At 60.4% G+C, this 23241-nt stretch carries 14 protein-coding genes; 7 read left to right on the forward strand and 7 right to left on the reverse strand.

The annotated features are described in order from the left end of the window. Positions 1–46: 46 nt before the first annotated feature. The 4 genes from dsrO (at position 47) to AC2I9W_RS02465 (ending at position 8232) form a co-directional block, all read left to right on the forward strand. The gene (dsrO, locus tag AC2I9W_RS02450; RefSeq protein ID WP_486408457.1) at positions 47–904 is read left to right on the forward strand and encodes a sulfate reduction electron transfer complex DsrMKJOP subunit DsrO; all 858 of its coding nucleotides are present in this window, start codon (positions 47–49) and stop codon (positions 902–904) included. A gap of 12 nt (positions 905–916) precedes the next feature. Further along, positions 917–1957, forward strand: coding sequence for an NrfD/PsrC family molybdoenzyme membrane anchor subunit (gene nrfD / locus AC2I9W_RS02455; protein ID WP_486408458.1), 1041 nt, complete (start codon positions 917–919; stop codon positions 1955–1957). A gap of 107 nt (positions 1958–2064) precedes the next feature. Continuing rightward, a complete protein-coding gene (locus AC2I9W_RS02460; protein WP_486408459.1) occupies positions 2065–5244 on the forward strand; it encodes a molybdopterin dinucleotide binding domain-containing protein in 3180 nt (1059 codons plus the stop codon). 1914 nt (positions 5245–7158) lie between these two features. Beyond that, positions 7159–8232 carry a linear amide C-N hydrolase gene (locus AC2I9W_RS02465; protein ID WP_486408460.1) on the forward strand — a complete coding sequence of 358 codons (1074 nt, stop codon included), beginning with the start codon at positions 7159–7161 and terminating at the stop codon, positions 8230–8232. Positions 8233–8308: 76 nt separating this feature from the next. Here the strand turns inward: AC2I9W_RS02465 and AC2I9W_RS02470 are convergent, their stop codons facing one another. Next, on the reverse strand, positions 8309–8590 hold the full coding sequence (locus AC2I9W_RS02470; RefSeq protein ID WP_486408461.1) for a YkvA family protein: 282 nt from the start codon (positions 8588–8590) through the stop codon (positions 8309–8311). Positions 8591–8821: 231 nt separating this feature from the next. Here AC2I9W_RS02470 and AC2I9W_RS02475 point away from each other — a divergent pair, with 231 nt between their 5' ends. Next, positions 8822–9172, forward strand: a complete 351-nt coding sequence (locus tag AC2I9W_RS02475; protein ID WP_486408462.1) for a DsrE family protein — start codon at positions 8822–8824, stop codon at positions 9170–9172. 57 nt (positions 9173–9229) lie between these two features. Here AC2I9W_RS02475 and AC2I9W_RS02480 read toward each other — a convergent pair whose 3' ends face one another. The 6 genes from AC2I9W_RS02480 to AC2I9W_RS02505 form a co-directional block, all read right to left on the reverse strand. Continuing rightward, positions 9230–10279 carry a patatin family protein gene (locus AC2I9W_RS02480; RefSeq protein ID WP_486408463.1) on the reverse strand — a complete coding sequence of 350 codons (1050 nt, stop codon included), beginning with the start codon at positions 10277–10279 and terminating at the stop codon, positions 9230–9232. Positions 10280–10344: 65 nt separating this feature from the next. Beyond that, positions 10345–12474 carry an NAD-dependent DNA ligase LigA gene (gene ligA / locus AC2I9W_RS02485; RefSeq protein ID WP_486408464.1) on the reverse strand — a complete coding sequence of 710 codons (2130 nt, stop codon included), beginning with the start codon at positions 12472–12474 and terminating at the stop codon, positions 10345–10347. Positions 12475–12666: 192 nt separating this feature from the next. Continuing rightward, positions 12667–14028, reverse strand: coding sequence for a cell division protein FtsZ (locus tag AC2I9W_RS02490; RefSeq protein ID WP_486408465.1), 1362 nt, complete (start codon positions 14026–14028; stop codon positions 12667–12669). Positions 14029–14066: 38 nt separating this feature from the next. Then, on the reverse strand, positions 14067–17594 hold the full coding sequence (smc, locus tag AC2I9W_RS02495; protein ID WP_486408466.1) for a chromosome segregation protein SMC: 3528 nt from the start codon (positions 17592–17594) through the stop codon (positions 14067–14069). 248 nt (positions 17595–17842) lie between these two features. Continuing rightward, on the reverse strand, positions 17843–18178 hold the full coding sequence (locus tag AC2I9W_RS02500; RefSeq protein ID WP_486408467.1) for a YnfA family protein: 336 nt from the start codon (positions 18176–18178) through the stop codon (positions 17843–17845). Positions 18179–18217: 39 nt separating this feature from the next. Next, positions 18218–21442 (reverse strand): bifunctional diguanylate cyclase/phosphodiesterase, encoded by a 3225-nt coding sequence (locus AC2I9W_RS02505; protein WP_486408468.1) that lies wholly within the window; start codon positions 21440–21442, stop codon positions 18218–18220. Between the two features lie 410 nt (positions 21443–21852). Here AC2I9W_RS02505 and AC2I9W_RS02510 point away from each other — a divergent pair, with 410 nt between their 5' ends. Both AC2I9W_RS02510 and AC2I9W_RS02515 read left to right on the forward strand, forming a co-directional pair. Further along, entirely contained in the window at positions 21853–22353 is a 501-nt protein-coding gene (locus AC2I9W_RS02510) for a flavodoxin family protein (protein WP_486408469.1), read from the forward strand. Between the two features lie 239 nt (positions 22354–22592). Beyond that, positions 22593–23231 carry a TetR/AcrR family transcriptional regulator gene (locus AC2I9W_RS02515; RefSeq protein WP_486408470.1) on the forward strand — a complete coding sequence of 213 codons (639 nt, stop codon included), beginning with the start codon at positions 22593–22595 and terminating at the stop codon, positions 23229–23231. The last annotated feature ends 10 nt before the right edge of the window (positions 23232–23241 follow it).

Below are 23241 nucleotides of genomic sequence, written 5' to 3' on the forward strand. Positions count from 1 at the left end.
AAAGCATCGATGATTCGATGCCCATGCGACGATGAAAGGAAGGGCTATGCCACTTCAATCCCAAGAATCCCCAACTTGCTCAAGCAGCGGCAATGGCTGCGCCTGCAAAGGCCAGGCCTCCCCCGAAACCGCCACTCCATTCCGTCAAGCCGCTGTCGCGTCAAGCAAGCGCGGTTTTTTGCAGGACTTGATTGCTGTCGCTGCCAGCTTCGGCTTGGCCAGCACGGCCCGAGCCGCTCTGCCCGGTGACCCCAGCTTCCAGCCCGAGCGCCGCCCAGGCATGGAAGGCAAGCGCTTTGGCATGCTGGTCGATATGCGCAAGTGCATTGGCTGCCAGGCTTGCACGGTGAGCTGCTCGGTCGAAAATCAGCCCCCTATTGGCCAGTTCCGCACCACCGTGCTGCAGTACGAGGTGGACAAGCCCGATAACTCCATGCCCGCCATGGTCAGCCTGCCGCGCTTGTGCAATCACTGCGACGAGCCTCCCTGCGTGCCCGTGTGCCCAGTGCAGGCCACCTTCCAGCGTACCGACGGCATTGTGCTGGTCGATAACGAGCGCTGCGTGGGCTGCGGCTACTGCGTGCAGGCCTGCCCTTACGACGCCCGCTTCATCAACCACGAGACGCAGACGGCCGACAAGTGCACCTTCTGCGAACACCGCCTGGAAGCCGGCCTGCTGCCCGCCTGTGTGGAAAGCTGCGTGGGAGGAGCCCGCGTGATTGGCGACCTGAACGATGCACACAGCGAGATCAACCAGCGCATCAATGCCCACAAAGACGAGATCAAGGTTCTCAAGCCCGGCATGAAGACCAAGCCCCATGTGTTCTACATCGGCCTGCCCGATGAGTTCGTCGATGGCGTTGACGGCCAGGCCACGGTGCGCCTGGTGGCAGAGCATCTGTAAAGGAGTCACCTCATGCAAATCATTGAACTCCTGACCCCCGCCTATGAAGCCGCATGGCTTCCCTGGGCCGTGCAGTATTTCTTCCTCGTCGGTGTTGCCACCGGCGCGGCGCTGCTCACTTCTGCCTGCGTCTTTGGCCCTGCCAACGGCTTGCGCCAGCGCCTGCTGCCCACGGCCGTGCTGGTGCTGGCCATGAGCGCGATTGCCGCGCCTGTGGCCCTGCTGGCCGACCTGCACCAACCCGCCCGCTTCTGGCACTTTTACGCCCACCTCACCCCCTGGTCGTGGATGAGCATGGGTGCAGTACTCATGCCTGCTTTTGTGGGCCTGTGCGTGCTGATGTGCGCGCTGTGGTGGCTGGGAAAGCACAAGCTGATGCGGGCGCTGGTGCCACTGCTGGTTCTGTCCACGCTTTCGATCGTGGTCTATACCGGCGCTGAAGTCATGGTGGTGCGCTCGCGTCCGCTGTGGAACACGCTGTGGGTGCCCATCAATCTCGCGCTCAGCGGCTGGCTGGCTACCGTGGGTATGGGTTTTGTGCTGTACCGCTTCTTGCCCAAGGCCTTGCAGCCTGATGCCGAAGCGCTGCATGGCCTGCGCAATCTGGGCCTGTGGCTGGCAACCGGCCTGGTGGCCAGTGCACTGACCTGGGGCGTTGCCGGTATTGCGGGCCAGAGCCCGTCCTTCGATATGGCTGTGCGCTTGTTCAAGGACTTCCCCGTGTGGCGTGCCTCCATGGTCGGCTCGGCCATCTTTGGTGCTGCAGTGGTGATTGCCTTGCTGCGTGGCGAGCACCGCCTGGCAGCCAAGGGCTACACCCTGGTGCTGGGCGCAGGTCTGGCGGCCTCGGCCTGGGCCTTCCGCTGGGCGCTGTTCATGGGCGTGCAAGGCGTGCCCAAGTTTGGCGCAGGCCTGTACCTCTACAACATGCCGCTAGGCGGCGATGGCCTGATGGGCATGGTCGGCGTGGCCGGTCTGTGCGTGGCTCTGGTGGCCATGGCGACCTGGGCGCTGGAGCTGTTCCCGGCCCGCAAGCCTGCCATTGCTGCCTGATCAGGAATTAAAGAAATCAGTCTCTATCGCAATACCATCAAGCGCTAGCAGCTATCAAAAGTATAGAAACTGCCAGCGCTTGCACTTCCCTCACAAAGGGCAAGACCATGACAGACAAGAAAAACGCTCCCGAACTCTCCCCTGAAGAGGCCAATATTGCGCGTCGCCGCATGCTGCTGCGCGGCGGTGCCGTGGCCGGTGGCCTGGCCGCCTTTGCCGCAGGCTATGGCGAAACCGTGGCCAAGGGTGCCAAAGGCCTGATCAGCGGCACCTCGGGCAAGACCACCAAGAGCGCCACACGCGGCAACTCGCTCACGCCAGAATTTCGCATCGACCCTGTGACCGGCAAGCTGACCACGCAAGTCGGCCAGGTCGTCAGCCCCTCCAGCTGCCTCGGTTGCTGGACGCAGTGCGGCGTGCGTGTGCGCGTCGATACCGACCACAACCAGATCATCCGCGTCGCCGGCAACCCCTACCACCCGCTGGCCACCACCAACCCCGCGCCCATGGAAACACCGGTGCGCGAGGTCTACGCCATGCTGGGGGGAGACAACGGTCTGGAAGGCCGCGCCACCAGTTGCGCGCGCGGCTCGGCCATGCTTGAGCACCAAAAAGCCCCGCACCGAGTTCTCAAGCCCTTGAAGCGCGTGGGCCCCCGTGGCTCCGGCCAGTGGAAGACCATCACACTCGAAGAGCTGGTCAAAGAGATTTGCGAAGGCGGCGATCTGTTTGGCGAAGGCCATGTGGACGGCTTGCGCGCCATCCGCGACGTGAAGACGCTGATTGACGAAGCCAATCCCGAATACGGACCCAAGTCCAACCAGCTGCTGCTGACCGAGGCCGCCAACGAAGGCCGCACCCCTCTGGTCAACCGTTTTGCCAAGCAGTCGTTTGGCACCATCAACGTGTCCAACCACGGTTCTTACTGCGGTCAGACATACCGCGTGGGTACAGGCGCAGCGCTGGGCGATATCGCAGGCATGCCCCACGGCAAGCCGGACTGGAAGAACTCGCGCTTTGGCCTGTTCATCGGCACCTCGCCCGCTCAATCGGGCAACCCCTTCCAGCGCGTGGGCCGTGAGCTGGCCGAGGCCCGCTCACGGGGCGAGAACACCTACAAATACGTGGTGGTATCGCCCATGCTGCCCACCTCGTCCAGCCATGCTGCGGGCGACAACAACCGCTGGCTGCCCGTCAAACCCGGCAGCGACCTGGCGCTGGCCATGGGTCTGATCCGCTGGATCATCGACAACGAGCGCTACGACAAGCAGTTCCTGACACAGCCCGGCCCCGCCGCCATGGCCGCCGTGGGTGAGGCATCGTGGAGCAACGCCACTCACTTGCTCGTGAGCGACCCCAAGCACCCTCGCTTTGGCCAGTTCCTGCGCGGTGCGGACATTGGCCTACCCATGCCCGAGCCGGTTGATGAAAAGACACCCGCCGAAGATGTGTACGTGGTGCAACTGGCCGACGGTTCGCTGGCCGCCCACACCGTGGCGCAAGCAGCCGAGCTGATCGTGGAGCGCGAGTTCACGCCCCTCAAAGCTGCGGATGCGACTGAAGCACCTACGCCCATCTCCGTTTGCACCGCCTTTATCAAACTGCGCACCGAAGCCCACAAAAAAACACTGGAGGAATACGCCGCCCTGTGCGATGTGCCCGTCAAGGAAATCGAAGACCTGGCGCGCGAATTCACCAGCCATGGCAAGCAGGCCGTGGCCAACTCGCACGGCGGCACCATGAATGGCTCGGGTTTTTACACCGCCTACGCCATTGCCATGCTCAACAACCTGATCGGCAACTTGAACGTGCGCGGCGGCTGGGTGATGGACGCAGGCCCGTTTGGCCCCTTCGGCCCCGGCCCGCGCTACAACTTTGCGCAGTTTGAAGGCGCTGTGAAGCCCCGCGGCGTGGCCCTGTCGCGCACCAAGTTCCCCTACGAAAAGACCAGCGAGTTCAAGCGCAAGAAAGAAGCGGGCCAGAACCCCTACCCCGCCAAGGCGCCCTGGTACCCTGCGCCCGGTGGCCTCAGCAGCGAAATGCTGGCCGCCGGCATGCTGGGCTACCCTTACCCGGTCAAAGCCTGGATCAACCACATGAGCAATCCCATCTACGCCATGTGCGGCTTCGAGAACGCTCTGGCTGATGCGGTGAAAGATGTGAAAAAGTTGCCGCTGTTTGTCTCGGTCGATCCGTTCATCAACGAGACCTCGGCTCTGGCCGACTACATCGTTCCCGACACCGTCACCTATGAAAGCTGGGGCATTGGCGCGCCCTGGGCCGACGTGGTAGCCAAGAGCAGCACCGTGCGCTGGCCCACCGTGGAAGCGGCGACCGACAAGACAGCAGACGGCCAGCCCATCTGCTTCGAGACCTTTATCTTTGCTGTGGCCAAGCAACTGGGCCTGCCCGGTTTTGGCAAGAACGCCATGAGCACCAAAGACGGCGAGCCGCTCGATCTGGAAAACGCCGAAGACTTCTACCTGCGCGGCATGTGCAACATCGCCTACCAGGCCGGCAAGCCCGTGCCCGAAGCCAGCGATGACGATATCGAAATCACAGGCCTCCAAAAGTGGATGCCCTCGGTCGAAAGATGTGTCAAACCCGAAGAAGTGCGCCGCGTCGCCATGGTCATGAGCCGTGGCGGTCGCTTTGACCGCCAGGAAGACGCCTGGAAAGGCGATCAGCTCAAGCTGCAGGCCAAGTTCCCCGTCACCTTCTGGAACGAAGGTCTCTCCAAAATGCGCCACTCCATGACCGGCGAGCGCTACAGCGGCTGCCCCACCTGGTACCCCACCCGCCTGGCCGACGGCTCGGACATGCGCCAAGTGTTTACCGAGCAGGACTGGCCTTTGAGCATGACCAGCTACAAATCCAATCTGATGAGCAGCATATCGATTGCTGCCTCACGCCTGCGCCAGGTGCACCCGCACAACCCCGTGAGCATCAACAGGGGCGATGCCGAAAAGCTGGGCATTGCCAACGGCGACCATATCGAACTCAGCACCCCCGGCGGCCAACTGCAAGGCGTGGCCCTGGTGCGTGCCGGCATTGCCCCAGGTGCCGTCGCCATCGAGCATGGCTATGGGCACAAACAACTGGGCGCGGTGGCGCATGTGGTGGATGGCAAGGCGACACATGCCAATCCACAGCATGGGAATGGCGTCAATTTGAATGCGCTGGGGTTTGCGGACCCTACGCGGCCTGCCAAGGACAATGTTTGGATTGATTGGGTGTCGGGGGCTGTTGTTAGGCAAGGGTTGCCGGTTCGCGTCAAGAAAGTTTGATGGCGGTTTAAGAAATCCACCTGCTTGATACGGGTGATGAAAATGAAAAAAGCCCATCGCGGAAGCAGTGGGCTTTTGTTTGGGGTGAAGGGTCGTGAATGAGCCAAAGCAGACACCTAAAACGTACTAGAAATTAAAGCGGCTTAACGTCCGCTCGATGGAAAGGTTGGGCGTCATCGAGGTGTTAGTGCAGAGGGTCGGATTGTGAAACCGAGCGGTGCTTGATTCGGCTCAGCTTGGTGACAGTGATACATGTCGAGATAGATCAAATGCTTGGTTGTTCCGCACATTAGTTCGTAGCCGTCAATGACGTGATAGTCCTGTTCGCCGGGCTGTAAAGGTGAGCCACGCATGATCCGCTCTACGAGTACCGTTTGCTGCCCAGCGCTCAGATTCTCGGGAAACTTGTTGCGGCCACCGAAGCTACCGATTCGCTTGGATTGAGGCGCGGAGCCATCCGTGCAAAGTAGGCGAGAAAGGTACGCCCTTTCTCCGGCAGGCCCACAAACCTCAATGGCATTAGCCTTACTAGTGCCGAGGCCTGTTGAGTTGCCTAAGCGCTCCGTGGTCGGTGTTTTTGTTGAACAAGCGGCACAGGCAAGTGATAGGGCCACCGCAACCACGACGTGAATATGACATAACAACATCTGTCTCCTGTGATACTCAATGAACAAGCCAAGCTGACCGCAGAAGGCGGGGCGGCTTGGGCACCAGATTAGGCTGCAACCACAAAAATGCGCTGATCCCAAGAGCTTTTTTTTACCTGATGGGTAAGGTCTAGGGCCTGCAAATTTTTGAGCTGAAACTGATAAACCTGTTATTTTTGCTAAAACAAAGCGACGCCACTCAGGAAAAGAGCCCCCGGAGCTGCTAGAGCCACTAACTTGGTAGCCCAAGTTTTGACTAACTCCAAGATTAAGCCGAACCGCGAAGCGGCTTCAGCTTAAATGAATTATTAGGCCCATGCGCATTCGGCGGGACATGAGACTTGGGTAGAGCGATTGCACTTAGCTCTGAGAAGTCCTCATTTGAGCGAGGCTGCTATCTCAGCCCATGCGCGCTCGCATGCGGCGCGTCGGATGCCCGAACAGCTTGCCGCTGGCGCGGCCACACGGGGAATGCGGGAACGGGCGGCCTGGGTGATTGATGACGAAATTGGGTTCTAGCCTAATCACTGATTACGGTTGCAGCTATCAAAAACACAAAGAAGCTATCCCGCATCCGGTATTGCCCCTTGTGCCCACGCCTGCGACGGCAAGTGCTTGGGGCTGGCAGTTGCACCGTAGAGTGCAACTGCATAGGCATCACTTTTACGGCAACGTGTTTGAACGGAGAGCGCAGCTCGAAGTGAGATTTGACGCACAGCCCCAAGCGCTTGACGGCGCAGGTCGCCCCGCAGCATAGCGAAGGGGACGTGGGCAGCAGGGGCTGTGTTCTTTGATTACTTTCTTGCACAAGCAAGAAAGTAAGTCGGCAAGGCGGGCCGAGACTCGCCCTCTGTCCATCAATCAAGCATGTCGCTGACATCACCCCAGTCATCGCAAGTCACTTGTATTTTTAAGCCAAATCAGCCTCTAACCCAATCACAGAAAGCGCAAGCAGCTATCAATATTGAAATTGACTGATAGCAACCGACAAAGGCCGGATCTCAGCCCATGAATCAAGCACGCCGCTGACATCGCGTGCACAGCCCAAACTTGGCCATTGTTTAACTCATAGAGCTCAAGCCCAACCAGCCTCTAACCAAGAGCACTCCTGCGCTTTCAGCTATGAAATTTACCAAGCTCTCACAATCCGCCGTTAGTATCTGGTGCTGAAAAGCAGCCCCGGGTTCCAAGCTTGCAATGGAGAGTGCGCAGGTCATGGTCAAAGCACCCGTGTGCTTTCCCAATGATTGCTATGGAGACCCGTTTGATGAGAACAAGCCTGCCGCGTATTCGCCCCCAACTGGCCGCCCTGCTGCTGGCCGCCTCCGGCATTGCCGCCACCACCAGTGCCTGGGCTTGCACCCGGCTGGTGTTTCACGGTGCCGATGGGCAGGTCATGACGGCCCGCTCCATGGACTGGAAGAGCGATATCGTGAGCAACCTCTGGGTGATGCCCCGTGGCATGGAGCGCAGCGGGCAGACGGGGCCCAACACGCTGCGCTGGAAGTCCAAGTACGGCAGCGTCATCACTTCGGGCTATGACATCTCGACCACGGACGGCGTCAACGAGGCTGGGCTGAACGCCAACCTGCTGTGGCTGGTGGAGTCGCAATATCCGCACTTTGACGACAAGAGCAAGCCGGGGCTGACGATTGCGGCCTGGGCGCAGTATGTGCTGGACAACTTTGCCACCGTGAAAGAGGCCGTGGCCGCGCTGGAGAAAGAGCCTTTCACCATCGTCTCGGACAATGTGCCCGGTGAGAATCGCCTGACCACACTGCACCTGTCCATGTCCGATGCCAGCGGTGACAGCGCCATCGTCGAATACATCGCCGGCCAACAGGTGATTCACCATGGCCGCGAGTATCAGGTGATGACCAATTCACCCACGTTTGACCAGCAACTGGCACTCAACAGCTACTGGCAGCAGATCGGCGGCACGACCATGCTGCCCGGCACCAATCGGGCCGCCGACCGCTTTGCGCGGGCTTCGTTCTATGTGAATGCCATTCCCAAGGAGCCCAACCCCAACAAAGCGCTGGCCAGCGTGTTTAGCGTGATCCGCAATGTCTCTGTGCCCTACGGCATCAGCACGCCGGGTCAGCCCAATATCTCGTCCACCCGTTGGCGCACGGTGTTCGACCACCAGCGCCAGCTGTATTTCTTCGAGTCAGCGCTGACGCCCAATACTTTCTGGGTGGATCTCAAATCACTGGACTTCGGCGCTCAGACCGGCAAGGTGATGAAGCTGGATCTGGGCACAGATCAGAGCCACACCTTCTCTGGCAATGCCACCCAGGATTTCAAGCCTGCCAAGCCTTTCCAGTTTCTGGGTATTTGAAGCGCTTTGAACTGAGCGCAGAAAAAAGCGGCCAGCGCTTGATGCATCATCGCTGGCCGCTATGCTTTTGAGGCGCTCAGGCGACCTTGGCCTCCACACGCTTGCGCAGCGAGGCCCGTAAATCAGCGGGCAAGAACTTGAAGGCCAGTTGCAGCAGCAAGAAGCCGATCATGCCGTCGTCCAGCCAGCCCAGAACGGGAATGGTGTCAGGCACAAAATCGATGGGGCTGACCACATAAAGCGCTGCCAGCACGGTGAACAGCTTGGCCGCCTTGGGTGAGCGCGGGTCGCGCAGCACGGCCCAGGCCAGCATCAGCTCTTTGCGAAAAACAGTCAGCAAACGTCCCAGCTTCCACATGGCGGCAGCTCCCTTCAAGGTGGCAAGAAATCAGACAAGGCGTCTGCCTTGCATATGCAGCCTTCCGGCCCGATGGCAAGGCCCGGCGCACAGCGATGAGGATTTGTTGCGTATTGATACGTCAGCCGCTCTGTTCATGCCCGCTTGCTTTTAAAGGTTCAAACTGCCTTCAAGCCCAATCAAACAAAGCGTAAAAGCTATCATTGCGAGAGCAAACTATTTGGAATGACCATGAGCCAAGCCGACTGGAACACTCTTTTACCTGCCCTGCCCCCCGCCTCCAACGTGGTGCTGCACGCCCCCAGCGCGCAGGCGCTGGCACGCGCACGCGGCAATTTCAAGAACCTGATGGCCGCTCAGCCCGATCTGCAGGTGTGGATTGTGGCCAATGCGCAGGCCGTGCAAGCGGTGCTGGATCAGCCCGAGGACATGGGCCCCGCACTGGAGCGCGTGCTGCTGTGCCCCAATACGCTCAAGAACAACGGCATCACTGCCCCGGCCCATATTCAGGTGCTGCCCATGGGGGCGGTGGAAGCGATTGCACGCATGCAGCATCAAGGCTGGATCTACATCCGCAGCTAAGCGCGGGCTGAGAGCCGCCCTAAGTGTTGAAGCGGCACCAGCGCAGACAGTGGAGCCTTAAAGCCCCCAGTCCTTAAACGATTGCAGCGCCAGCTGGGTCGCTGCATAGCCCTCGTCGATGGACTCCCGCCCTCGCTGAAAGTCCATCAGCCCGATATGCGACAGGCGCGGCGCAATCAGTATCTCGGCGGGGTCTCCCGCCATGCGGCTGCGGGTGATGCGCATCTGCATGATGTTGACACTGGCCATGACCACATTGACCAGAGAAGGCACCGGGGCAGGGGCTTCGCTCTCAGCCTCTTCTTCGTCCTTGCGGCCCATGCGCATGACAGAGGAGGACAAGGTTTTCACGCTGGTCATGCTGCGCTTCCAGGCGTCCGTCCAGCCGGCGGCCGATGCATCCGAAGTCAATGCCTCTGAGATCTGGCCCAGCGGCATGGGCGGCTTATCCTCATCGTGCTCGTGCTGCCGAGCCAAGCTGGAGTCACCTGCATCCGCCCTGAGCTCGTTTTCATTCAAATTCACCGGTCTCATGTGCTTGCGCATGATGTCCGCGTTCAGGTCCACGGCAATCACAATGTCGGCTCCCATGGCTCTTGCCAGGGATACGGGGACGGGATTGACCAGACCACCATCGACCAGCAGCCGCCCCTCATGCATGACGGGCGTGAACAGTCCCGGTAAAGCGATGGAGGCACGTACAGCTTCGGCAATCGATCCTTTGCGCAGCCAGACTTCCGCCCCGGTTTGCAAATCGGTGGCCACGCAGCCAAACGGCGCTCCAAGCTCTTCCATGCTTTCATGCACAAAGTTCTCGCGCCAGAAATCGATGATTTTCTCGCCCTTGAGCAGACCGCCGCTGAAGTTCAGATCCATGAAGCCGAAGACCTTGCGTTTGCCCAGGCCCAGCACCCATTCCTCAAAGCGATCCATCTCACCGGCCGCATAGGTTGCCCCCACCAGTGAACCAATGGAGGTGCCGCAAATGATGTCCGGGCTGACGCCCGCTTCACGCAGCGCATTCAGCACGCCGAAATGCGCCCAGCCGCGTGCCGAACCGCTACCCAGAGCCAGGCCCACTACCGGTTTGCGCCGCAATTTATTCATGCCGTGTTCTCCTGCTTCGCTCGAATGAATTCGCTTCTCGCCTCTTCGCTCCTGGCTGCATGCGCCTAGGCGGCAGGGCTCTCGCCACGCAGCAGCGCCAGCATGCCGGCCTCGTCCAGCACCGTCACGCCCAGCTCTTCAGCCTTGACCAGCTTGCTGCCCGCCTCGGCACCGGCCACAACGTAGCTGGTCTTTTTACTGACCGAGCCAGAGACCTTGGCTCCAGCAGCTTCGAGCATGTCCTTGGCCGCATCGCGCCCCAGGGTAGGCAGCGTACCGGTCAGCACCACGGTCAGCCCCGCCAGAATCTGCGGTGCCTTTTCAGCGGGCTCGCCCTCTTCCCAGTGCACGCCACAGGCACGCAGCTGCTCCACCACCTCACGGTTGTGAGGCTGGGCAAAGAAGGTATGAATGCTGTCAGCCACCACCGGGCCTACATCCTTGACCTGCAGCAGCTCTTCGACACTGGCATCCATGATGGCGTCCAGCTTGCCGAAGTGTTTGGCCAGATCCTTGGCCGTAGATTCCCCCACATTGCGAATCCCCAGGCCAAACAAAAAGCGTTGCAGCGTGGTGCTCTTTGATTTTTCCAGCGCAGCCAGCACGTTGTTGGCCGATTTTTCGGCCATGCGGTCCAGCGCAGACAGCGCCGTCAGGCCCAGTCTGTAGAGATCAGGCAGCACGCGCACCACCTGCCCATCGACCAATTGGTCAACCAGCTTGCCGCCCAGGCCTTCGATGTCCATGGCCCGGCGATGTGCAAAGTGCAAGATCGCCTCTTTGCGCTGAGCCGCGCAGAACAGCCCGCCCGTACAGCGGTGATTGGCTTCGCCCTTCTCACGCACCACCTCGCTGCCACAGATGGGGCAGGTCTTGGGCATGCGGAAATTGGGTACATAAGAAGCCCTCTCTCCGGGAACCTTGCCGACAACCTCTGGAATCACATCACCGGCACGGCGCACGATGACCTGATCACCCACGCGCACGCCTTTCTTGCGGATGTCGAACAGATTGGACAGCGTGGCGTTCGTCACCACCACACCGCCCACCTGCACCGGGGCCAGGCGCGCCACGGGCGTGAGCTTGCCGGTACGGCCGACCTGCACATCAATGGCTTCCATCAGCGTGGGCATCTCCTGCGCTGGGTATTTGTGGGCCACGGCCCAGCGCGGCTCGCGCGACTTGAAGCCCAGCTGGCGCTGCAGGGCCAGGCTGTTGACCTTGTAGACCACACCGTCGATTTCATAGGGAAGCTCGGCACGAGCCGCACCAATGCGCTCGTGAAACGCTACCAATTCAGAAGCACCTGTCGCAATGCAGACCTGCGGTGCGACCGGAAAACCCCAGGACTTCAGCGTCTGCAGCATGGCGTAGTGGGTGCCGAAGTCCGGGCCACCCTGCTCTGGCGGTGTGATCTCGCCCAGGCCGTAGGCGAAGAAAGACAGCGGTCGCTGCGCTGCAATGCTCGAGTCCAGCTGGCGCACCGAGCCCGCTGCCGCATTGCGAGGATTGGCAAAGGCCTTGCCACCGGCAGCCAACTGACGCGCATTGAGCTTGTCCAGATCAGCCTTGGCCATATGCACTTCGCCACGCACCTCCACCACCGGCGGCACATTGCGGTCGGCCGGCAGAGACAGCGGAATCTGGCGGATGGTGCGGATGTTGTGCGTGACATCCTCGCCCACCTCACCATCACCGCGCGTGGTGGCCTGTACCAGTTGGCCATTTTCGTAGCGCAGATTCATTGCCAGACCGTCGAACTTGGGCTCGGCCACATATTCGATGGCGGCAGCGGACTCATCCAGCCCCAGCTCCTTGCGCACGCGAGCATCAAATGCCATGGCGCCCGTGGCCTCGTTGTCGGTTTCTGTCTGAATGCTGAGCATGGGCACAGCATGGCGCACCGGCGTCAAGCCATCCAGCACGGCGCCAATCACGCGCTGCGTGGGGGAGTCCGGCGTGATCAGCGGGGGATAGGCCCCTTCCAGCGCTTCGAGCTGCTGATAGACGCGGTCGTATTCCCCATCGGGCACTGACGGGGCATCGAGCACATAGTATTCATGCGCCCACTGGTTGAGCTGAGCGCGCAAGGCCAAAGCCTTGCTGCACACACTTTCAGGCACCCCGGTTTTGATAGCAGCTGGCGCTTTCTGATCCTGGGGTTCAGCGGAAAAAAGGTCTAAATTTTCGTTCATGCTCTGTCCGCTGAAAAATCACGGTCTGAGATAAAAAAGGCCAACAAAGTTGGCCTGAATGATGACTAAAAATTACCCATGATGCTTGCAACTGGCGCGACCAAAGTGCGGGAAGGCCAGCAAGGGCCGCCCCGCAGCAAAGGCCGCCGTCCCCCTTGGGGGAAGGCGCGAAGCGACTCAGGGGGAGACATATCAGCTGAAAAGCCTTCTGGCAAGAAGCGAGCCAGCCGACAGCTCTGCGCTGTCGAGCTTGTCATACAGCAGCTCCAGATCATGCTGAATCGGGTCCAGCGCCGACACCGGCAGCAGATAGCCGTTCTGGTCGCACAGCACGCCGTCCATTGTCTGGCAAAGCTTCTCGGCCACCTGGCGTAGACGCACGAAGGGCTGCTGGCCCCGTGGCACCTGGGCCACATCTAGGCTGAGCAGGAATTCACGCACTACGGACTGATCCAGGTCTTCGCCCATGGCGGCCTGGGGGTCATAGTTCAGCACCAGTACGGGTGGCAGGCCCTGAATAGGGGAAGACATAACCATACGGCCCGGCATGGGGGTGGTCACAAAGCCCAGACGCTGAGCATTTTGCTGCACATAGCCTGCACTCCAGGAGGCCTGGCGCGCGCGAAGCATAAAGCTCAGCTGGGCATCGTGCTCGCTGGCGAACTGATCGAGCTCGCGGGCGCGGGCAACCTCGCCCAGCATGTTGGGCACATCGGCCATGGCGCCCAGCGCATCAGCAAAACGCTGCGTCTTGGTGACGAACTCAGAAAACTCGATTTCGTTGAGCGAGCCTGTGCGGTTGGCCAGTTGCACACCGGCCTGAAAGCCCAGATAGCGCTGACCGGCCTGCAGCGGCTCCCACTGCTTGCTGTCCTGGTTCAGGCCTTCAATCGCAAAGGGCTTGTTGCCCGCACGGCGGGTGCTGGGCTGGGCCTGCAGCGCCACTTCACCCGGCACGGGCTGTGCCACAGTGATAGGCGCAATCGCATCAATGAGCGTGTCCAGATGACCACGACGCTCCACAGACGGCGCGGGAGGAATGGCGACTGCCAGAGGTGCATCGGTCAGCACGGGCTCCACAGGTTCAGCAGCAGGCTGAGCGATCGCCGCCTGCTCGGTCACCGCAGCAATGGCGGCATCCGTACGCTGGGCCGTGTTGCCCTCCTGTGCCGACTCCACAGCGGCGTCAGGCATCTGCTGCTCGGCCAGAGCCTGCTGACGCAGGGCTTCCTCATGGGCTTCACGGGCCACCAGGCGGGCCAGTTCTGCATCCGCCTCGGCAAAGCGACCTGTGGCTTCGGGCAGTTGTACGGGCTCGGTGCCGGGAATGGCCTTGCCGAAATCACCCAGCACAGGCTCGTGCTGGTATTTGGTCAAATCGGCACCATGACCCACGGTGTTCATGCCGGGCTCGTGACGTTGAGGATCCGTGCTCTCTTCTTCAGGCTCGGAGCGCTTGGGTGCATTGCGACGCGCAGTCCAGGAGTTATAGGCAACGATCAGCGCCAACAGCACCACTCCCAGGACGGCCAGACTGATTTGCAAGTTACTCATGTGAGAAAACGGTTCTTCAATAATAGGGATGGCAAGGTTCAGGAGAACTCTGCCATGGACAAGGCGGACTCCATGTCCACCGCAACAATTCGTGACACACCTTGCTCCTGCATGGTCACACCAATCAGCTGCTCGGCCATTTCCATGGCGATCTTGTTGTGACTGATGAACAGGAACTGGGTTCCCTTGCTCATGCTATGCACCAACTTGGCATAGCGCTCGGTATTGGCGTCATCGAGCGGCGCATCCACCTCATCGAGCAAACAGAATGGCGCAGGGTTGAGCTGGAAGATGGCAAACACCAGCGCAATCGCGGTCAGTGCCTTCTCGCCCCCCGAGAGCAGGTGAATGGTCTGGTTCTTCTTGCCAGGCGGCTGTGCAATTACCTGCACGCCAGCATCCAGAATTTCATCGCCGGTGATCACCAGCTTGGCCTGTCCGCCGCCAAACAACTCGGGGAACATGCGGCCAAAGTGACGATTGACGATATCGAAGGTGCCGGTGAGCAGATCGCGCGTTTCGGCGTCGATCTTGCGAATGGCCTCCTCCAGGGTGTTCATGGCCTTGGTGAGGTCGTTCATCTGCGCATCGAGGAAGGTCTTGCGCTCGCGTGCAAGCGTCAACTCGTCGAGCGCTGCCAGATTCACGGCTCCCAGCGCCTGAATTTCCCGGTGCAGACGATCGATCTCGCCTTGCAGACCATGCAGGCGCACATTGCCCTCGGTAATGGACTGGGCAACGGCGGCCAGATCGGCATCCGCTTCAGTCAACAAGTTGCTGTACTGCTCAAGCCCCAGGCGCGCGGCCTGTTCCTTGAGCTGGAATTCGGTGATGCGCTGGCGCAGCGGGTCCAGCGCCTTTTCAAGGCTCTGACGGCGTTCATCGCTGGCACGCAGCTTGTTGGTCAGGTCTTCGTATTCGCTGCGGCGCTCGGCAACATCTTTTTCGCGCTGCATCTTCAAGTCCAGCGCATCCTGCAGACCACCCTGCGCCGCCGCGTCGGACAAGCGGGCCAGTTCATCCTGAGCGCGCTGCTGCTCTTCGGCCAGCGACTTGGCCTGCTGGCTCGCAGTCTCAATGGTGCGCGAGAGCTCGGCACGGCGAGCGTGCAACGTGCGCTGAGAGAAAGTGGCTTCCTGGGCCTGACGCTCCAGCGCGCGCAGTTGCTCACGGGATTCGTTGAGGCGGCGCTCAGCATCCAGCACGCGGTCACCCAGCTGGGCATGGCGCTCCTGGCTGTCGGCCAGCTGCATGTCCAGCTCTTCAAAGCGGGCCTCGGCAGAGACCTTGCGCTCTTCAATATCGGAGAGCTGGGCTTCGACCTCGGACAGGTCGGCCGAAATCTGGGCATTGCGGGCGCGCGCCTGCTCGGCCAGCTGCGACAGTCGCAAGGTTTCGACCTGCAGTTCATGGGCACGGCCTTGTGACTCGGTGGCCTCACGGCGCGCAGACACCAAACGCTGCGAAGCATCGGCATAGGCGCTTTCGGCCCGTACCAGTGCAGAGCGTGACTCCTCGGCAATCAGCGCCTGGGCACGCACTTCTTTTTCAAGGTGCTCGATTTCCTGCGCGCGGGCCAACAGGCCAGACTGCTCGGAGTCCTGCGCATAAAACGTCACGCTGTGCGCGGTGACGGCGTGGCCAGTGGGGACATAAATGGTCTCGCCAGCCTGCAACTCGGCACGCTTGGTCAGGGCCTCGTCTAATGTTGGAGCGGTGTAGCAACCGGTCAGCCAGTCCACTAACACGGCGCGCAGACCTGCGTCATTGACCTTAAGCAGATCGCTCAGGCGCGAAAAGCGGCTCGCTGCCGCTGCACATGCGGCCTGGGCCTGACTGAAAAATGCCAGACGCGCTGGCGGCGCATCCTGCCCGCCCGAGCCCAAAAATCCGCGCACCATATCGAGGCGGCCTACTTCCAGCGCGCCCAGTCGCTCGCGCAGCGCGGCTTCGAGTGCGTTTTCCCAACCGCCTTCAATGGCAATACGGCTCCACAGCCCTTGCAAGCCATCCAAACCATGTTTGGCCAGCCAGGGCTGGAGCTTGCCATCTGTCTTGACCTTTTCTTGCAAGGCCTTGAGGGCCTCGAGGCGCGCGGACAAATCAGCGTGGCGACTGTTTTCGGCGTTCACCGCCTGCTGCTGGGTACGGCGATCTTCATCCAGCTGCGGTACGGACTCCTGCAGCTCTTCAAGCACGGCATCGGCCATCTCGGCCAGCTCCTGCGCCTCGGCCAGCTGGGCCTGCAGATTGTTCAGTCGCGCCTCATCCGGCGTTTCCAGCGCATTGCGATCGGCGCGCAGGCGCTCGAATCGGGTCTCGTACTGGCGGCGCTGCTCATCCAAGCTGCGCTGCTCGGCGGCCAGCACCTGAATCTGCTGCTGCACCTGCACAACGGAGTTGCGCTGGTCGGCATCCGCCTTCTGCGCCTTGTGCAGCGCCTCTTCCAAATCGGGCAGACGGGCACTTTGCTCTTCGAGCTGAGCGGCCAGCATTTCAGCCTGCTCCTCGGCGTCCATGCCTGCGCCTTCAATGTCTTCAAGTTCGGCTTGCGCCTCCTGGCTGCGGCTGCTCCACAGCAGAATTTGCTCGGCCAGTTGCTGCAGGCGCTGCTGCACGCGCTGGCGGCCTTCCACCACGTAACGGATTTCAGCTTCGAGTTTTCCGACCTCGGCCGTGGCCTCGTACAGCTTGCTTTGCGCCTGGTTCACATGATCGCTGGCGTCATAATGCGCCTGGCGCAGGGTCTCGAGCCCGCTTTCGTTGTTGCGGATATCGGCCATGCGCTCTTCAAGCTCGTTGACGACCTTGAGGCCTTCCACGCGCACACGGTCCTGCTCGGCCTCGGCTTCGGCACGCTTCATGAACCACAGCTGGTGCTGCTTGAGCGTGACTTGTGCGTTCAGGCCGTTGTACTTGGCCGCAACTTCGGCCTGCTTTTCCAGCTTGTCCAGATTGGCGTTGAGCTCGCGCAGAATGTCTTCCACACGGGTGAGGTTCTCGGTCGTGGCCGAGAGGCGGTTTTCCGTCTCACGACGACGCTCCTTGTACTTGGAAACCCCCGCCGCTTCTTCGAGGAACAGGCGCAGTTCCTCGGGGCGCGACTCGATAATGCGGCTGATCGTGCCCTGGCCGATGATGGCGTAGGCACGCGGACCCAGGCCCGTGCCCAGGAACACGTCCTGCACGTCGCGACGACGCACGGCCTGGTTGTTGATGAAGTAGCTGCTATTGCCCTCGCGCGTGAGCACGCGCTTGACGGCGATTTCGCCAAACTGGCCCCACTGGCCGCCCGCGCGGTGATCGCTGTTGTCAAAGGTCAGCTCCACGCTGGCGCGGCTCGATGGCTTGCGATGCGTGGTGCCGTTGAAGATCACGTCCTGCATGGACTCGCCACGCAGCTCGCTGGCCTTGCTCTCGCCCAGTACCCAGCGCACCGCGTCCATGATGTTGGACTTGCCGCAACCATTGGGCCCGACCACGCCGACCATCTGCCCCGGCAGAATGAAATTGGTGGGCTCGGCAAAGGATTTGAAGCCGGAGAGCTTGATGGAATTCAGGCGCACGGTGTCAGTGTCGGTCTAGTAGCGGGCCTGCAAAGGCTTTGAATACGGGGAACGGCAAAAGCGGTTGCGCAGGTGCAAAGCTTGAGAAAACCCAATCCTTGCTCGCAACCGTTAACAGACAGGAATCATAACGCGGCCTTCAGCCTTCTCTGCCAAGATTGACCACATACACAAACCATAGCTGCTCGCGCTTGCCTGGTAAGGGCTGAAGGCCAATTTTGCTCAAAATTCAGGCAATAGACTGCACCTCAGGCACGTGGCTGGAAGGCGATCAGGGCCACCCCCATAAGACAGACTGCCACCCCCCCCATATCCCAGGCGCTGGGCTTGACGCCATCGACCAGCCACAGCCAGATCAAGGCCACGCTGACGTAAACCCCACCATAGGCCGCATAAATGCGCCCCGAGGCCGAGGGATGCAAGGTCAGCAGCCAGACAAACAAGACCAGACTGGCCGCAGCCGGCAGCAGCAGCCAGGCACTGCCACCCTGCTTGAGCCATAACCAGGGCAGATAGCAGCCCACGATCTCCGCCACGGCAGTCAGGGCAAATAGCAGCATGGTCTTGATTTCAGGCACTGGCATCTCTGGCTCGGTCAAAAGCCGGCATTCTAAAGAGCAACTTCAGCGCATGGACACCGGGCTGAGTGAAGGAGCGGCCGTACCCGGCACATTGCCGTTGATGACCAGCGCCTCGAACTCATGCACGGGCACGGGCGGGCTCATCAGATAGCCCTGCCATGCATGACAGCGAATACCTTCCAGAAAACGGCTTTGCGCCTGTGTCTCCACACCTTCGGCGATGACGTGCAGACCCAGGCTCTTGGCCAAGGCCACAATGGTGCGCGCAATGGCGGCATCGTTGGGATCGGTTAGCACATCGCGCACAAAGCTGCGATCGATCTTGAGTTGATCCAGAGGCAGGCGCTTGAGATAGGACAACGAGGAATAGCCCGTACCAAAGTCATCGAGTGAAAAGCCGATGCCATAGGCTTTCAAGCGCGCCATCTTGGCAATGGTGTCGTCCACATCGGAGATAAGCATGCTCTCGGTCAGCTCCAGCTTCAGACGGCTAGCATCGGCTCCATGCTCGGCCAGGGCTTTCAGCACCTGCTCCACAAAGCCCGCTTGGTGAAACTGCCTGGGACTGACATTGACAGACAGCACCAGCTGCGCATAACGCGGATGATGTGCCCACTTAGCAAGCTGCCTGCAAGCCGCCTGCAGCACCCAGTCACCGAGCGGCAGGATGACGCCGGTTTCTTCGGCCAGAGGAATGAACTGCCCCGGCGGCACAAAGCCTTTCTGCGGGTGCTTCCAGCGCAGCAAGCCCTCGGCCCCGATCACGCTGCCGGACTCCACCTGTGGCTGGTAAAAAAGCTCGAACTCCCCCGCATCCAGACCGGCGCGCATGTCCTGCTCCAGTGAGCGGCGCTCCTGCAGCGCGGACTGCAGCTGGGGGTCAAAAAAGCAGCACACATTGCGCCCCAGACTCTTGGCCTGATACATGGCCATTTCGGCGCGGCGCAAAACCTCCTTGGCTCCAAGCTCTGGCTCCCCCACCAGGCCCAGACCCATGCTAACCGTGATGGTGTGCGAAGTCTCACCAATGGCAATCGGCTCGCTCAGGCGAGCAAGCCAGTGTGCCGCGTCCTGCTCCAGCCGGGTTGCCGCTGTCACGGCATCTCCTCCCAGATCGCTGAGCAGCAGCACAAAGTCATCTCCCCCCTGACGACCGATGGTGGCACCGGCGGGCAGCAGATCGGTAATGCGGTGACTCACTGCCTGGAGCAGTAAATCGCCCTGCTCCAGGCCATAGGCCTCGTTAAAGGCCTTGAAGTTATCAATATCCACCAACACCACGCCGCCTAGGCGTGCTCTGCGCTGCGCCACAATGAGGGCCTGTTGAAGCCGGTCAGCTAGCAAGCGACGATTGGGCAGGCCTGTGAGGGCAACATGAAAAGCCAGTCTGCGCACTTCCTGCTCGGCTGCCATGCGCTGGCTTTGATCCTCCAGCACGATAAGACAAGCGTTGGCCTGCATCACGGCACTGACTGCGACGGGTCTGCGCGCGCCGTCCTTGCCCTTGAACTCAAAGCTATAGCTTGCCACGCCACAGCCGGAAATATCCGGCAAAGAGCCCTCGCACAGACCTCCTTCAGCCAACGGCTGCTGGAGGCGCAAGGCCTGTGCACTGTGCCGCGCTTGGGCCTTGACCATTTCCCAGCGCTGCATGCAGCGTTCGCGCTCAGCCTGGTCAGGATACATCAGCCCCCACCATTGCTCGATGCTCAAAGGCTGCTGACACCCGTGTCCGGCAAGGCGCACAAACTCTTCGTTCCAGTACACCAGGTGACCACCTTCTTCCATCACCAGCCCCAACGGCAGCCTTTGCATGAGGTCCCGCATCTGCAGATAGCCCACGCGCTCTGCCTGCTGCAGCTGCTTGCGGGCACTGATGTCCTGCACCAGGACTTGCAGTCGATTCGCCTGGGGTGCCCCGCTCAGAAAGGCATTGAGCTCCACCCAGACCGGCTGGCCGCTCCTTGCGCGCAGGCAAAGCTCCGCCGTGCCATGCTGAAACTGCTGCGCGTCAAGCCCGGAGAATAGTTGCGCACAATGAAGCTGGTCGTCAGGCATGACCAGCTCTAGCGCATTGCGCTTGCGAACCTCATTCACCTCGTAGCCCAGCATCTGGCAAAAATGGGTGTTGACCTTGAGCACGCAGCGTGTTGTGACATCCAGCTCCAGAATGCCCATGGCAGCCTGCTCGCACATGGCGTGAAAGCGGGCATCACTGCCCCGGCGTCTTGGCCTCCGTGCTGCGCTGCGCTCCTGCCACCAGCCGCCCACCCATGCGGCACCCGCCAAGCCAAGCAGCAACCCTAAGACTCGAATCAACCAGGGCAGGCTTCGCTCCAGCGCCGTCAGGCTTTCAAGCCCAGGCTTGAACTGCAGTGCCCAGATACGGTCATGCACTTGCAGTTGCCGCTCCACAAGGGGCTGGGTTTCAAAACCAGGACTGCGTTCCCCTTTTCGCCACCCTGCATTGGAGAACAGCGTCTGCACAGATTGCGCCGGACTGACTGCACCGGTTCCGGCGTCACTGAACAGCGGCTTTTTCTGCGACTGAACGGCCCCCAGGTCCAACATGCGCATCGCCACCTGAGGATAGCCCTCACGAGGCTGCAGCCTGAATGCCAGCTCGCTGACGCGAATCCGGGCATTGACCGTACCCAGCAAGCGACCGCCCGAGCCTCTGCGACTTTCCGCACGGAACAAAGGCATGCGCAGAATGACACCTTCGGGGCTGCCTGGAAGCTGCAAAAAGCGAAATGGGCCCGACATTGACATCTGTCTGGAGTTCCAGGTCGCCATCAGTGAGTGAAAGGCTGGCAACGGCTGGCGGGCGTTCGTACCCACAATGGCTTCATTGCCGACTAGCGGCCAGACATAAGCGACCTCGAAAGCCTGGGCATGAGCCTCCAAGTCGGCCTGCTGATCCTCCGCTACGGCGCGGGTCAGGCTCAGCAGTTGCAGGCCTTCAAGATGCAACTGGCTGAGCAGGCTATGAGCGTGCTCGGAGAACACCTGCTGACTGAGCGGCTCCACACCCCCCAACTGCTCGGCCAGAGTGACCAGCAGTTGCCCATAGGTTTCCAGGCGCTGCTCCAGCAGTCGAGTGGCCGAGTCCGCATTCGCGTGCAAGAGACTTTGAATGCGAGTCTCCTGCTGGCTTTGAATGGCATCCGCCGCCGACAGGCCTGCGCCAACTCCCAAGGCAAGAGCCAGCAATGCGAGAGAGCTTCTTCGCTTGCTTAAGGTTGGTGGAAGTGCAGATTGCGACATACCAAAAACACAAGAGTCCGCATCAATGAGATAGCTGGCGTCAATCGTTACAAGTTGGAAAGTGGCGTCTCGTTACTGACAACAGATAGCGCCATAGTTTGTAAGACCATTCCTACAAACCCAAGAAAATTCGTGCTCAGTGCTTACCCTGAGGTTTGTTCAACTGGCGCCTCAATTACCTCGCAAATCATATGCACATGCTTATCTAATATTGCATTAACGCTTCTAAATTGAGAGCAGCAGCAACCCCATAAGATTGACAAATGTCAATCTTTGTCAGCACTTAGCTCTATCGAAGCATCAGAATCTTTTTGCCGCCATGTATGTTTTTGACAACATCGATATGATGAAGTAACGTCCATGAGCACTTTTTTCCTCTACTTGCGGGATTGACACCCTCTGTATCGGTCATGTCCGAACACCCTGTTTTGTTGATCATTTATCACTCCATGACTGGTGGCAGCTTGCAGATGGCACAGGCTGCCGCCTTGGCCGCCCAGCAAGAGAAAAACGTCAAGGTGAGCCTTCTTCATGCCAGCAACGCCAGCGCTGATGACTTGCTCAAAGCACAGGCCTATGTGTTTGCTACACCTGAAAACCTGGCCTGCATCAGCGGCCTGATGAAAGACTTCTTTGACCGCAGTTATTACGGCGCACTTGACCGGATAGAGGGCCGCCCCTATGCAAGCCTTATCTGTGCAGGCAGCGATGGGCACAATGCGGCCCGCCAGATAGAACGCATTGCCGCTGGCTGGCGACTGAAGGCCGTGGCCGAGCCAATCATCGTCTGCACCCACGCCCAAACGCCTGAAGCCATCCAGGCGCCCAAACAGATTTCAGCCTCCGAATTGCAACGCTGCGCGGAACTGGGTCAGGCACTGGCTGCAGGGCTCAGCATGGGGATTTTTTAATCTCAAGGGTTTACCCCATATTGTTTTCATCAAGTCAGGCCAGCCCAGCAGCCAGAATGCAACGAACGAATACTGTTTTAAGAAAGTGCTGCATCGCACCGCTTGAATCTTCACTTTTCAACCTTGCACCGCTGCAGCTCAGAGCGCCTGCGACGATCGTGAATCTGCAATCGAAGCAATTCAAGATTCCACGTCTTTTCAGCGAGCCTGAGTCTGTGCCCTCTTGAGCTTTCGTGCCCATGACCGAACCAGACACCCCACGCCCTAAGCGCAAGACACGCGGGCCCAGCCCACAAAAGACCCAGGCCACGCGTCGCACCATCGTCGAGGCAGCCTTCCAAGAGTTTCTCGAGCATGGTTACGCGCGTGGCACCACAGCCTCGGTGGCGCAGCGTGCCGGCCTGTCCAAAGTCACACTGTTTCGCTATTTCGACAGCAAGGAGGCCTTGTTCGAGGCCGTCATACAGACTCACATCGCATCGGCTGCTGTGGCCTTGCAATCGAGCCCCATGCAAGAGCACGAGGCCGTTGGCGAATATCTGCTGCGCACAGTCGGCGCGGCAGCCGATGTGATCGACAGCAGCGGGCGCTCTGCCACAGCGCGCCTAGTTGCTGCCGAAGGTCTGGAGTTTCCGCTTCTCGCTCAGGTGTATCGCCGCTACGTCAACGATGCCTTGATCGAGCACTTTGGACGGCTCGCAAGACTCGCGCACGAGCGCGGAGAGTTGAAAGCTCCCGAGCTTTTGCAGCACCCCGAGTTGCTGCTCGCCCCTTTTTGGCTGGTCATGATGAATAACGCCGTTATCCACCCCGAGCTGCCTATGGATGCCAGCGCCTTGTTCCGGCTGCAAGTGAGTCTGTTGTTCAAGATGCCCTGACTGGGACATC

It is taken from the genome of Comamonas sp. FUJ_7, from assembly GCF_057369555.1.